This is a genomic window from Streptomyces sp. NRRL WC-3618, from assembly GCF_001280005.1.
Taxonomy (GTDB): Bacteria; Actinomycetota; Actinomycetes; order Streptomycetales; family Streptomycetaceae; genus Streptomyces.
In genome coordinates, this window is sequence record NZ_LGDW01000444.1 from 32,824 (window position 1) to 46,216 (window position 13,393).

The window sequence follows — 13,393 nt, forward strand, 5'->3', positions numbered from 1 at the left end:
CCCTCGCGATCGAAATCCTATGGCTAAGCAGCGTCACAAACATCGCGGACGCCGGGCACCACAACGCCCAGCGTCCGCTCGCCCTCCTTTAGGCTCACATGATCACTAACCGCCACCATGCGACTACGCCCGAGACCTGGTGAGGCGACAGGCGACCATCGAAGGAAATCAATTATTATCCGATCGCGTCCAACGAGAAGAATCGAAAATCTGTCTGGTTGCAGCTACCTCACAAGACTCCTGGAATTTTTTGAGTTCGAGATAGCTGATGTCAAATTCTGACCCCAAAAGCCTCCGATAGACATCTTCTGCAAGTTCTGCCCGGTTCAGGCCCACATAAGTGACCAGCCATGACAGAACCGTCAACTGCCGACTGAGTTCTTCCGGGTCACTGAACTGACTCTTTATAGCATCAACAGCCCAAGCCCACGGGTGATCGTTAAATAGGTAGTACTCAACACCTACTCGGACTCCCACGTAGCGGTCCGAGAACCCTGTTGACTCGACATCCCCAATGGGCAATCTCGCAACATGCCGCAGACGGATATCCCTCTCGCCTTCCATTGACCGCATCGATAGACGCTCGACCAGGTGCAGGGTCTCTCTGCTGTTTAGGCTTGACGTCCACCTTGCTGCGCCTTCATGCCGGCGCCAGGTGACGTTACAGGACCTCCGATCCATACGACCGGAGAGAACTGCGATTTCCCACTCTGATGCGAGATGCTCTTCCAAAAGCCCGAATCCACCAATGCGACTGCATAGGAGCGTCCAGTTCGCCGGAATCGGATCGTCTGCATTTCCTAGGAACTCCAGGAGAGACTGCAAAGAAACATCGGCTGGCACCTCACGCAGTAGCGCCTCCACATGGTCGGCAAAGTTACTAATGCGCATATGAATCTCGGGTTGCACACGAATTTCTTCGATTGACGCTTTCCGGCGCACACCTCCTTCTTCCACTACGGCCAACGGTACTTGTTGAAGTGCGGACTGGAGGAGCCTAAAAGAACTAGGAACCATGTTATTGGCCGTCAATGACGAAGTTAGGAACTGAGCCTCACTGCAAGCCCAAGTCAGTGAATATCCGTTCTCACTTTGAAGTAGATCAGTCTGATCCCGGATGTGGTCACAGTACGCTTCATAGATCTTGCCGAGCAGCGCGGTCTTCTCAGGCGTGTCATCCAGAGATGATCTGGCTACATTTGTACGAGGAGAACCCTGCCCGCTTACATTAACGAGGCCAATAATGCCATTTCGATCTTTATACCCCGGCGCCGTACTTTCAACCCGAACACCTTCCACACACACGCCCGGAGAAAACTGATCGCGCTGGTAGTTTTCGCGGCCGCTGACGTATTGAGCTCGCAAGTTGAGCCTACGCGACGCAGCCATATTCCGATTGTTTTTCAGGAATTCCCATTGCCTAAAGAATTCATTCCAGCGTAGCGCATAAGCGATTGTTGCATTCTCCTTCTCGACCACGTTCACTCGAACCTTATTCGAAGTGAGGTGCTCGCGAGAAATTATGGAAGACTCGATCATAAAGTCTTCTAGAGATTCCTTAAGGTTGTCATAGCCCACACGTACCTCTTCTGAACCGTCAATCGTGCAAGTTACAGCGCAACCTGGCACCACGATCCAGCGGCGTGCCGTGTCAAGAATGTCGTCAATTTCGGCGCTGTGACGCACGATCAGACGCACAATCGTGCCGTGAGGCCTGATCGTAGCGTCAACTTCTTCCTTCGGGAGCACCCTGACCAAATATTTACCGTGAACCGAACGCAATTCGAGTTGACGAGCCTCCTCTTCTTCCGGATTCGAGGTAATTACTTCAACCTGGTCAGCAATCATGAAGGCGGACATTACTCCGATGCCGAATCGGCTGATAGGACTGAAGTTAGGGTGCTTTTTCCTAAAATCCGGCTCTTGGTATCGACTGGATCCAGCCCTGAGAAGGTTATTCTCGATGATCTCCTGCGTCATACCGCAGCCGTTGTCTCTAACCTCAAGGGTTCGAGTCTTACTATCCCAGGAAATCCAAATTTTTCCGTTTTTACAGGTAGATAGTTCCTCCTGAAGTCGTACAGCATCGATGGAGTTCTGCAAGAGCTCTCGCAACACAACATTGCTGTCATTGTAGAGAGTATGCCCAGTGAGGAGATCGAGGATCTTCTCACGATCGATGTTGAAGTCGAATTGCCGCGGAAGAAAGCCCTCTACGTGAATATGGTGCGTGTCGATATGCTTCCAAGGAAAAGTGAACGTGGACGCAAATAGGCGATTGGAGCGGGTAACCCACTCGTGACTCATACGAAGTTGCTGCTCCGCGTATTGCAAATAGGCGATCAAGCCGAAGTAGGCGTTTCCATCCGTGAAGAGCGCGTGAACCTCAATACTCTCTGGGGTGAGCGAGGGGTCGAGTTCCCCTTCGCTATTAACGGCCAATTTTGCTCGTACTGATGTTACCGCTTGCTGCTTAGCCCACTCCAGTTGACTAGTGGGGTCACTTGGATTCAGGATTCGAAACGTAATTGACGGAGTTCTATCACTCGTGACGTGGAGGATATCCACTGTTCGCAACAGAATGGCTGCATATTGAACGTTCGCAGTTTGCGTTTTTCGCGTACCGTACGGCTTAGACACACTGTACTTATCGACGTTGTCAAGGTCATCTAGGTGATGACTCTCGCAGACCAAAGCGAGATCTTTACGAAATACATAAGGGAGACCGTCAAGTACTTTCGCTACTTCCGTCTGTGCAGTGTTAGAGACGCCGTACTCTCCGGTTGCGTTACCGATGATCCAATTACGCACGCGCGTCGCGTGGAAATAGCGCACAAATTCTTGATATAGAAATTTCTCAACGTCACCTCCTTGGATTTGCAGTTCGTCGATGCGCGCTTTGTAGTCTCGCCCGTTATTGTCATCGGTTAGCAGCACGTCTTCCTTGAACCTCTGGAAAGACGACTGATCTCGCTGCTGGTATTCATCTTTCGTGACAAGCATGCCTAGATCATGAAAATAGATCGCTAGGACCGTGAGAAGCCAATCGGTCGGCGTTAGTTGGCTCTTAGTTTCCTCTGGGATGATCCACTCAAGCGATTCCAGCATCGCGTCAATGTGACTGATGTCGTGCTTCGTGTATTCTTCAAAGATTCCAACATTCCCAATCGCCCCTAGGAGCTCTTCCACATTATTTCGAATGCCGAGAAGATTTATTTCTCGGAATGGCTGAAGAGTGCAAGCTTCCTGTGCCATTCTCTCTGCATGAGATGGAAGTGCGTCTGCCACTGGGCCCTCCGCTTTGTCACTGATCCTTCGAGGCGCTCGACAAGTTAACGCTAGCCAATCTGTTAGCTGTATGTCCGGTGAACAGCCATTTTGCCGTGGACGTGGGGCACCAAGGTAGCGGAGCAGGGAGAGGTGGCCGCAGAGTGGTACGTCCGGGTGAGCGTTGACTCCACTGCGTCCAGTAAGACGCAGCCAGCCCACGCACCCCGACCGTTCATGATCAGTCAACCCGCGTGCGCTGGACACGGCTTCGACTGTGCTGAGGGACGCATGGTGCGGAACGAGGCCAAGGGATGACCTCGTCCAGCCCCCTGACCAGCCAAGTTATTGCCGCATGAAAGATAGTTGACTAACGTGACGTTGCCGGGCAACTTGCTCTACCCACCTGCGATGACCAGGCGGTATCCGTAGTCCATGCTCTGCTGACCCAGCAGGTCGGCGTGGCGGCGGTGCCAGGTGCCGGAGGCGAGGTCGGCGCGGAGACGGGCGATCGCCGGCTCTACGACGGAGGGCGGCAGCTGGGCGAAAGTGGAGCTGGCCTGCCGGATGACCGGGTCGAGGTAGCACTCCGCTCGGCGCCAGTGGGCGCACTGGAAACCGTCGGTGAAGCCGTGCGGGATGGGAAACGGCGTCACAGTGTGCGCGTCGAGGGCGTCGGCGACCTCGGTCACAGAGGTGAACCGGGCATGGTCCATCTCACGGATCTCCGGCAGGTACTCCTCAAGCACCCACAACTCCGGCCGGTGCGTCGGATCCCAGGTAAAGACAACCTGCCTGCGAGCGACGCGGCGCAGTTCGCCAAGTCCCCGATGCGGGTCACGCCAGTGATGGATGGTCAGGATGGCCATGGCCGCATCGAAGGAGCTGTCCGCGAACGGCAGGGCTTCGGCCCCGGCCTTCACCTTCTTCGTCCCAGGTGTTGGTCGAGCATGACCTGAGAGGGATCAACGGCTGTCACGTCGGCGGCCTCCGGCTCATAGGAACCGGTGCCGGCGCCGACATTGACGACGGTGTGGACACTTCCCAGCACTTGGCCGATCAAAGCATGCAGTCGGCGGTCAGGACGTCGGATGTCGCTGTACCCGATGCCGATGCGGTCGTACGTGGCCGACGGACGGTCGCCAGCGGCAGTCTCCATGGGCCAAGTCCAGCAGGTCGCGCCCCTTGCCACCACCCCACCTCTTGCTCTGGCAGACGCCGCCTGGTCGGCGACCGACTGGTATGACGGGCTCACGAACGCGCACTCGGGACCTGCGTCCTAGGGCCGGGCTCAGCAGCCCTGAGCAGCGAAGTTATTACCGCATGAGCGAAGCTTGACCGACGACTCCCGGAGCGCAGCCACGGGCGCGAGTTCCGCCCTTGTCTGCGCCCACAGCACCAGCCCGTACGCCGCCACGGACAGCGCGGCGCCGAGCAGCCCGACGGCGGCGAACGGCCGTACCGTCGCGAGGAACTGGCCCCGCCAGCGGTACCACGCGTAGGCGGGGATGGCGATGCCCTCCAGGGCCATCAGCCAGGCGATGTAAGCGAGCGCGGACCCCGAGGCCCGTACGCCCAGGCCGTCGACGACCGTGTACGCGGCGATGGACAGCCCGGTCGCCAACGCCGCCCCGATCGCCGCCCAGTTGGGCCGCCGCCCGCGCAGGCCCCACAGCGCGACGCCGGTAAGTCCCGCACAGGACACGGCGATTCCGGCCGCCGCCCACCCGTCGGGCACCTCGTGCGCGAACACGGCGGCGAGCACGGTGACGACGAGGGGCGCGGTGCCGCGCGCGATCGGATAGGCCTGCCCGAAGTCGCCGAGCCGGAACGACCGCATGAGCAGGACGTAGTAGGCGACGTGGATGAGGGCCGACGCGACGAGATACGGCCAGGCCCCGGCGGCGGGCAGCGGCAGGAACGGTACCGCGACCAGCCCGATGGCCATCCCGCCGCCGGCGATGAGCGTGAATCCGACCAGCTTGTCGGTGATGCGGTGCGCGAGCGCGTTCCAGCAGGCGTGCGTGACGGCGGCGAGCAGTACGGCCGCGGTGACGGCAGGTGTCACGAGGTCGCCGACTCGCGGACGTCCACGAGAGTGGCGCCGGCGTGGGCGACGAGAGCCTTCGGCTCCATGGGGAACACGGTGTACGGGGTGCCGGCGGCGGCCCAGACGACGTCGTGCTCCAGCAGCGAACGGTCCGCCAGCACCCGGGTCCTGGTCCGGTGCCCGAAGGGCGGCACGCCCCCGATGGCGTACCCGGTGGTCTCCCGTACGACGTCCACCTTGGCGCGGGTGACCTTCGCGGCCATCAGTTCGCGCCGGACGAGCTCGACGTCGACCCGGGAGGCACCGTCCATGAGGACGAGCACCGGGACGCCGTCGGCGGCGAAGATCAGCGACTTGCAGATCTGGCTCAACTCACACCCGATCGCGGCGGCGGCCTCAACGGCGGTACGGGTCTCGTCGGGGAACCGGCGGATACGGGAGTGGAGTTCACCGAGGCCCAGTTGATCGAGGGCCTCGGCAAAACGGGAGGACGTGGTCATGCCCGGCACGGTAGCGGGCCGGACAGACGCACCACGAGCGAATTCCATGTGGCGGGGGCGATGGCGATGTCACCCAGATGGGTGATCATCACCCGATTGGCCGTTGAAAGCGGTCGCAGCAGCGTTGAGCGCCATGGAGGCCCGTGACCCGGAACGAGCGGGGCTCCTCGCCGAATTCACCAGCCAGGGCCTGGGCAGGACCGAGGCATTCAAGATCTGGAGCGAACTCTTGAAGACCCAGACCTCCTTCTTCACATCGTTGGTGGCCGAGGAACTCCGAGCCGAGGGAGAGGCAAAGGGAGAAGCCAAGGGCCTCGCCCACTATCTCCTCCACCACCTCGAGCGCCGTGGCATCCCCGTCTCCGACGCCGACCGGGACCGCATCACCACCTGCGACGCTCCCGACACCCTCACCCGCTGGATCGACCGCGCCATCACCGCCACCTCCACCGCCGAGGTGTTCGCCGAGGAGCCGGACGCGCAGGAGTAGCTCCGCGCAGAAAAGGCAGAAAAGCAGGAGGGGCACCCCCGCCGCAGCCGGGATGCCCCTCCTCGCCTCGCTCGTTGCCGGGTCCTGGGTCAGACCTGCGCGAGCTCCCTGTCCTCGTCCTTCGGGTGTTTGTCGGGGGCCGGGGTGCGTAGGGCCTCGCCCTCCACGTCCACGTTGGGGAGTGCGCGGTCCAGCCACTTCGGCAGCCACCAGGCCCGCTTGCCGAGCAGAGCCAGTACCGCCGGGACGATCGCCATGCGGACCACGAACGCGTCGAAGAAGACCGCGATCGCCAGGCCGAAGCCGAACAGCTTGATCATCGACTCGCTGGAGCTGATGAAGCCGCCGAAGACGGCCATCATGATGATCGCGGCGGCGACCACGACCCGGGCGCTGTGCCTGAAGCCGGTCTCGATGGCGTCGGACGGCGACTCGCCGTGGACGTACGCCTCCCGCATCCGGGTCACGAGGAACACCTCGTAGTCCATCGCGAGGCCGAAGACCACGCCGACCATGAAGATCGGCACCATCGACATGATCGGGCCGGTCTCGTCGACGCCGATCAGGCCGCTCAGCCAGCCCCACTGGAAGACCGCGACCACGGCACCGAGCGCGGCGAGGACGCTGAGCAGGAAGCCCAGGGCCGCCTTGAGCGGGACCAGGATTGAGCGGAAGACCAAGATGAGGAGGAGGAAGGCGAGGCCCACCACCAGGCCCAGATACGGGATCAGGGCGTCGTTGAGCTTCTGCGAGAAGTCGATGTTCATCGCGGTGGTGCCCGTGACCAGTACCGTCGCGCCGGACTCGGCCTTGACGCCGGCACTCTGGTCACGGATCGCGTGGACCAGGCCCTCGGTCTGTGTCGAGGACGGCTTGGAGTTCGGGATCACGGCGATCGTCGCGGTGTCGCCGGCCTCGTTGAACGCGGGCGGCGCGACCGTGACGACGTCCTTGAGGCCCTTGATTTTCGCGGTCAGCTTGTCGATGCCCGCCTGGGGGGCGGTGCTGCTGCCCTTGGCGTCGTAGACGACCACCAGGGGGCCGTTGAAGCCGGGGCCGAAGCCCTCCGACAGCAGGTCGTAGGCCCTGCGCTGGGTCGTGGACGTCGACTGGGAGCCGTCGTCGGGCAGGCCCAGTTCCAGTTGGGTGACCGGGAGCGCGATGGCTCCCAGGCCGAGTACGCCGAGCAGGAGTACGGCGACCGGGCGGCGGATGACGAAGCGTGCCCAGCGGGTGCCCATGTTGGGGCCGGCCGGCTGCTCCTCGACCTGGCCGCCCTGCGCGCTCTTCGCGACCTTCTCGGCCTTCTTCCGGCCCGCCGGCTGGATCTTGCGGCCCGCGTACCCGAGCAGCGCCGGGATCAGGGTCAGCGCGATGAGGACGGCGACCACCACCGTGCCCGAGGCCGCGAGGCCCATCTTGGTCAGCATCGGGACGTTGACGACCGCGAGGCCCGCCAGGGCGATCACGACCGTGAGGCCCGCGAAGACCACCGCCGAACCGGCGGTGCCGGTGGCGCGGGCGACCGCTTCCTCGCGGTCGTGGCCCTCGGCGAGTTCGCTGCGGTAGCGGGAGACGATGAACAGCGCGTAGTCGATGCCGACGGCGAGACCGATCATCAGCGCGAGCGTGGACGTGTTGTCGCCGAGGTCGAGCGCGTTGGCGAGGGCGGTGATGCTCGCACCGGCGATCCCGACGCCGATGATCGCCGTCAGCAGCGGCAGTCCGGCCGCGACCAGTGAGCCCAGGGTGACGACGAGGACGACGGCGGCGATGGCGATGCCGACGACCTCGCCGATCGCGCCGGGCTCAGCCTTCGCCTGCAGCGCGTCACCGCCGACGTCGACGGTCAGCCCGGTGGCCCGGGCCTGCTCCCCCGCCTTCTCGAGGGCGTCCTTGGTCGAGTCCGCCAGCTCCATGCCGGGGAGCTTGTACTTCACCGACGTGTACGCGACCGATCCGTCCTTGCTGACGGCGTACGTCGTGAACGGGTCGGTGACGGAGACGACTTCGGAGCCGTCGCCCAGTTGCCTGACGGTCTTCTCGACGGTCGCCTTGTTGGCGGCGTCCGTCATCTTCTGGCCCGCGGGCGCCTTGAAGACCATGCGTCCGGTCGCTCCGGCGGCGCTGGCACCGGGGAAACGCTGTTCCAGCAGGTCGAAGGCCTTCTGGGCCTCCGTACCCGGAATGGAGAAGGAGGTGGTGCCCGGGGCGGGCGCGCTGGCCGCGCCGACTCCCGCGAGCGTCAGCAGGGCCACCCATATCAGGGCGACGAAATGCCGTCGCCTGAAGGCGAGTCGGCCGAGTTTATAGAGGAACGTGGCCACGAGGGGGTTACTCCCGGTCAGGTGGTTGAACAGCAACAGGGCAGGTTTGATCGGCCTGTTGGGGCGCAGGAGTGATCAGCCCGACGGCGTGAGCGGTCGCGTCAGGTTCAGGTGGGGTGGTTCGGAAGAGGCGGGGCGGGTCGGCTTACGGGACCGGGGCCGTCACACCGAGGGCGGGGAGCACCACGGCGTTGACGTAGTCACGCAAGTAGGCCTGCGTCGGCGGCAGTTCGTCGATCACCGTGCGTGCCACGAAGGCGCCGATCATCATGTGCAGCACATAGCCGACCGCCGGGTTGTCCGCGCGGACCTCACCACGGTCGACGGCACGCTGCATCACCTTGTGGAACTCCGCCATCTCCGGTTCGATGAGCAGTTCCCGGAACGCCTTCAGGAGATCCGGGTTGGCCTGGACCGCCATGCCCAGAGCCCGCATCAGCGCGGAGTTCTGTTCCATGGCGCAGTCGTCCTCGCGGACCAGCAGGGCGTAGAAGTCGCCGCGCAGGGACCCGGTGTCGACGTCGGTGATGGCGCCACCTGGCTTGAAGTGCCGCATCGCCCTGACGACCAGTTCGGCCTTGCCGCCCCACTGGCGGTAGAGCGTGGCCTTGCTGGACTTCGTACGGGCGGCGACGGCGTCCATGGTGAGGGCCTCGTAGCCGACCTCCCGGAGCAGGTCGAGCGTGGCGCCGTACAGCTCGGCCTCGCGCTCGGGCGTGATCCGACTGCGACGCGCCGTTGCGACCTCGGTCATGTCACTCACCCTTTCCGGCTCCGGTATCGGACGACACCGTTTCGTACAGCTCCGCCGTACGTCAATGAACATACCCCGAGAATCAAAGAAACGAAACGGTTTCGTACGTGTCCTCGCTCACGGACGGAATCCGGGCATCTCCACGAACTCCTCATGCACCTCCGGACGCCTCCATGTGCACGATTTTTCCTGAGTTGCCAGCATTAATACGGCGTCCGGAGTTGCTGGCGCCCCATTTGCGGAAAAGCATGGGGACGTGAGCTATCTGCGTCTGCCCCACCTCAGCGGAGACCTGCTGTGCTTCGTCGCCGAGGACGATCTCTGGCTCGCCCGCCTCGACGGAGAGACCGGAGGAGCCGGCCCGGGCGGCGACGGCCGTGCCTGGCGGCTCACCGTCGACCGTACGAAGATCGGGCACCCGCGTTTCTCGCCCGACGGCCGGCACATCGCGTACACGAGCTGGCGCAGCCTCGTGCCCGAGATCCACCGGGTGCCGGTGGACGGCGGCCCGGCGCGGCGGCTCAGCTACTGGGGCAGCGCCGACACCCAGGTCTGCGGCTGGTCCCCGGACGGGGACATCCTCGCCGTCACCTCCCACGGCCAGCCTTTCTCCTACTTCACCTGGGCCTACAGCGTCCCGGCGGACGGCGGCCCCGGCGGCCGGCTGCCCTGGGGTCCGGTCTCCGACATCAAGGTCGCGGACATCGACGGCGAGCGCCGCAGCCTCCTCCTCACCGGCACCCCGCCCCACGAGCCGGCCGGCTGGAAGCGCTACCGGGGCGGCGCGACCGGCCGGCTCTGGCTGCACGGCGAGCGGCTGCTTCCCGACCTCGAGGGCCACCTCCACTCGCCCATGTTCGTCGGCGACCGCATCGCCTTCCTCTCCGACCACGAAGGCATCGGCAACCTGTACTCGTGCGCGTACGACGGTTCCGGCCTGCGCCGCCACACCGACCACGACGCCTTCTACGCCCGGCACGCCTCCAGCGACGGCACCCGGGTCGTCTACCAGTGCGCGGGCGACCTGTGGATCGTCGACGACCTCGCCGCCGACTCCCTCCCGCGCCGCCTCGACGTGCGGCTCGGCGGTCCGCGCGCGGGCCGGCGTACGTACCAGGTGCCCGCCGCGCAGCACGTCGACGGCATCTCGGTCGACGAGACGGGCCGCGCGAGCGCCGTCGTCGTACGCGGCAGCCTGTACTGGCTGACTCATCGGGACGGCCCGGCCCGGACGATCACGGACACCCCGGGGGTACGGGTCCGGCTGCCCGAGATGCTCGGCTCGGGCGGGCAGGTCGCGTACGTCACGGACGCGGAGGGCGAGGACGCGATCGAGATCGCCTATCTGCCGAGGGCCAGCGGGGAGCGGCAGCCGAGGCGGCTGGCGTCCGGCGCACTGGGCCGGGTACTGGAACTGGTGTCCGACCCGGCGGGCGAACGGCTCGCGATCGCCGCCCACGACGGCCGCCTCCTCCTCATCGACGCAACGGAGGAGTCGGACGGCGAGGTCACCGAGCTGATCCGCTCCATCAACGGACCGGTCACCGACCTCGCCTTCTCCCCGGACGGCGCCTGGCTGACCTGGTCGCACCCGGGCATCGGCCGCTCGCTGCGCCAGATCAAGATGGCCCGTATAAAGGACCGCCTGATCGTCGACGTGACCAACGGCCGCTTCGAGGACGAGAACCCGGTCTTCACGCGCGACGGCCGCTATCTCGCGTTCCTCTCCTGGCGCGGCTTCGACCCCGTGTACGACGTCCACACCGGCGACCTCTCCTTCCCGCTCGGCTGCCGCCCCTACCTGGTCCCCCTCTCCTCCGCCACGCCCTCCCCCTTCGCCCTGTCCCCCCACGGGCGGCCGGCCGCCGGAGGCCTGGACCCGGTCGAGGACGAGGGCGAGGGCGCCGACGGGACGGTGATCGTCGAGGTCGAGGGCCTGGAGAGCCGGGTGACGCCCTTCCCGGTCACCGCCTCCAAGTACTCGGCGCTGTGTCCGGTCGCGGGCGGCGGGCTGGTGTGGCTGCGCTGGCCGATCTCGGGCGCGCTGGGCGAGACGTTCGCGAACCCGGCCGACATGACCGGCCGGCCGACGCTCGAACACTTCAACATCAGCAAGGCGAAGAAGTCCGAACTCGTCGAGCACCTCGACTGGTTCGCGCTGAGCGGCGACGCCTCACGGCTGGTCGTCGTCGACGAGGACGAGCTGCGGGCGGTGCCGTCCAGCGACCCGGGCGACAGCGACACGACCGTCTGGATCGATCTGCGCCGGGTCATGCACGAGGTCGACCCGCCTGCGGAATGGCGCCAGTCCTATGAGGAGGCGGGCCGGCTGATCCGCGCCTACTTCTGGGAACCCCGGATGTGCGGCATCGACTGGGACGCGGTACTCGCGCAGTACCGCCCGCTCCTGGAACGGGTCGCGTCCCCCGACGAGTTCGCCGACCTGCTGAGGGAGGTACTGGGCGAGCTGGGCACCTCCCACGCCTACGTGACACCCTCCCGCCGCAACGAGGGGCCACCCCACTACCAGCGCCGCCAAGGCCTGCTGGGCGCCAACTTCGTACGCAGGGAGGGCGGTTGGATGCTGGACCGGATCCTCCCCGGCGACTCCTCCGACTCCAAGGCCCGTTCCCCGCTGGCCGGTTCGGGAATCCGGGAGGGCGCGCTGCTCACCCATGTGGACGGACGCCCGGTGGATCCGGTGACGGGCCCGTTCCCGTTGCTCGCCGGAGCGGGCGGTACGACGGTGGAGCTGACGTTCACCGCGGCCGAGGACGCTTCGGCTGAGGGCGCGGGCCGGGCGCGGAGGGTCGCCGTGGTCCCCCTCGTCGACGAACGGCCGTTGCGCTACCAGGACTGGGTGGCCAAACGCCGGGAAGTGGTACGGGAGGTGAGCGGCGGGCGGTGCGGCTATCTGCACATCCCCGACATGGGCGGCTCGGGCTGGGCCCAGTTCAACCGCGACCTGCGCATGGAGGTGTCGAGGCCCGCCCTCATCGTCGACGTGCGCGGCAACGCGGGCGGCCACATCAGCGAACTGGTGGTGGAGAAGCTGACGCGCACGATCCTGGGCTGGGACCTGACGCGCGACGCCCAGCCGGTCTCGTACGCGTCGAACGCCCCCCGGGGACCGGTGGTCGCCCTGGCCGACGAGGCGACGTCCTCCGACGGCGACATGATCACGGCGGCCTTCAAGCTGCTGAAGCTCGGCCCGGTGGTGGGCCAGCGGACCTGGGGCGGCGTGGTCGGCATGACCGGCCGCCACCGCCTGGGCGACGGCACGGTGATCACGGTCCCGATGAACGCGGCCTGGTTCGACACGTACGGCTGGACGGTCGAGAACCAGGGCGTCGCCCCGGACCTGGAGGCCCTGCGCACCCCCCTGGACTGGGCGGAGGGCCGCCACGTCGAAATGGACGACGCCATCAGACTGGCCCTGGCCCTCCTCGACACCCACCCAGCGGCAACCCCCCCGACATACGACGAGGTCCCCAACCGAGCAAGACCACCCCTTCCGCCCCGCCCTTCTCAACAGACGCCGGGCTCACCCACCTAGGGGTGCGGGGCACTGCGCGACAAGCCCCCACCGACCCGCACCCCACAACGCGACCGAAAGCGGCCCAGAAAACAAAAACGCAGGGTGCCCTCGACACAACACGAGGGCACCCCACGTCAACCGATCAACCCCGGACTAGATGTCGTAGTCCTGATTGAGCCGATCCTCTTCGTCCTGCATCGCCCGCTGCGTATCGTCCTCACGCGACCGCCCCCGCGCCGGAGTCTCCTCCTGGCCCGGCCGACGCCGACCCTGCTGGCCGGCCTGGCTGGGCTGGCCGGGCTGGCCCCCCTGACCCGGCTGGCGCTGACCCTTCCGGGTCGGCTCCATCTTCTCCTTGGCCTGGCGAGCCTTGTCCTTCATCTCGTCCTTCATGCCCATGTGGGTTCACTCCCGTAAGTGGGTGAGGGGATGGGGGCTCGACCACATTTACACGCCCACACGAAGCA

The 13,393-nt window shown here is 65.0% G+C and carries 10 protein-coding genes; 2 read left to right on the forward strand and 8 right to left on the reverse strand.

Annotated features, from left to right (window positions below; genetic code table 11):
* Positions 1–168: 168 nt before the first annotated feature.
* The 5 genes from ADL01_RS42715 to ADL01_RS29075 all read right to left on the reverse strand — a co-directional run bounded on the left by ADL01_RS42715 (position 169) and on the right by ADL01_RS29075 (position 5,817).
* Positions 169–3,288 (reverse strand): ATP-binding protein, encoded by a 3,120-nt coding sequence (locus ADL01_RS42715; RefSeq protein ID WP_159049678.1) that lies wholly within the window; start codon positions 3,286–3,288, stop codon positions 169–171.
* Positions 3,289–3,665: 377 nt separating this feature from the next.
* Complete coding sequence (locus ADL01_RS46715) at positions 3,666–4,136, reverse strand: SAM-dependent methyltransferase (RefSeq protein WP_234354830.1); 471 nt, start codon at positions 4,134–4,136, stop codon at positions 3,666–3,668.
* 50 nt (positions 4,137–4,186) lie between these two features.
* A complete protein-coding gene (locus ADL01_RS46720; RefSeq protein ID WP_234354831.1) occupies positions 4,187–4,426 on the reverse strand; it encodes a hypothetical protein in 240 nt (79 codons plus the stop codon).
* Positions 4,427–4,558: 132 nt separating this feature from the next.
* Positions 4,559–5,335 (reverse strand): DMT family transporter, encoded by a 777-nt coding sequence (locus tag ADL01_RS29070; RefSeq protein WP_053744966.1) that lies wholly within the window; start codon positions 5,333–5,335, stop codon positions 4,559–4,561.
* A complete protein-coding gene (locus ADL01_RS29075) occupies positions 5,332–5,817 on the reverse strand; it encodes a YbaK/EbsC family protein (protein ID WP_053745041.1) in 486 nt (161 codons plus the stop codon). The genes ADL01_RS29070 and ADL01_RS29075 overlap by 4 nt, the downstream gene beginning before the upstream one ends.
* A gap of 133 nt (positions 5,818–5,950) precedes the next feature.
* Here ADL01_RS29075 and ADL01_RS29080 point away from each other — a divergent pair, with 133 nt between their 5' ends.
* Complete coding sequence (locus ADL01_RS29080) at positions 5,951–6,307, forward strand: hypothetical protein (RefSeq protein WP_053744967.1); 357 nt, start codon at positions 5,951–5,953, stop codon at positions 6,305–6,307.
* Between the two features lie 89 nt (positions 6,308–6,396).
* On the opposite strand, the gene ADL01_RS29085 is transcribed toward ADL01_RS29080, so the two are convergent.
* Both ADL01_RS29085 and ADL01_RS29090 read right to left on the reverse strand, forming a co-directional pair.
* Entirely contained in the window at positions 6,397–8,634 is a 2,238-nt protein-coding gene (locus tag ADL01_RS29085; protein WP_053744968.1) for an MMPL family transporter, read from the reverse strand.
* A gap of 145 nt (positions 8,635–8,779) precedes the next feature.
* Entirely contained in the window at positions 8,780–9,388 is a 609-nt protein-coding gene (locus ADL01_RS29090; protein ID WP_053744969.1) for a TetR/AcrR family transcriptional regulator, read from the reverse strand.
* A 256-nt stretch (positions 9,389–9,644) separates the two neighbouring features.
* Here ADL01_RS29090 and ADL01_RS29095 point away from each other — a divergent pair, with 256 nt between their 5' ends.
* Positions 9,645–12,944, forward strand: coding sequence for a S41 family peptidase (locus ADL01_RS29095; RefSeq protein WP_053744970.1), 3,300 nt, complete (start codon positions 9,645–9,647; stop codon positions 12,942–12,944).
* Between the two features lie 135 nt (positions 12,945–13,079).
* Here ADL01_RS29095 and ADL01_RS29100 read toward each other — a convergent pair whose 3' ends face one another.
* Entirely contained in the window at positions 13,080–13,325 is a 246-nt protein-coding gene (locus ADL01_RS29100; protein ID WP_053744971.1) for a hypothetical protein, read from the reverse strand.
* Between the last annotated feature and the right edge of the window lie 68 nt (positions 13,326–13,393).

Coding starts and splice junctions, on each gene's coding strand:
- ADL01_RS46720 (WP_234354831.1), bottom strand. CDS start 4,426: ATGGAGACTGCCGCTGGCGACCGTCCGTCGGCCACGTACGACCGCATC.
- ADL01_RS29075 (WP_053745041.1), bottom strand. CDS start 5,817: ATGACCACGTCCTCCCGTTTTGCCGAGGCCCTCGATCAACTGGGCCTC.
- ADL01_RS29090 (WP_053744969.1), bottom strand. CDS start 9,388: ATGACCGAGGTCGCAACGGCGCGTCGCAGTCGGATCACGCCCGAGCGC.
- ADL01_RS29080 (WP_053744967.1), top strand. CDS start 5,951: ATGGAGGCCCGTGACCCGGAACGAGCGGGGCTCCTCGCCGAATTCACC.
- ADL01_RS46715 (WP_234354830.1), bottom strand. CDS start 4,136: ATGGCCATCCTGACCATCCATCACTGGCGTGACCCGCATCGGGGACTT.
- ADL01_RS29100 (WP_053744971.1), bottom strand. CDS start 13,325: ATGGGCATGAAGGACGAGATGAAGGACAAGGCTCGCCAGGCCAAGGAG.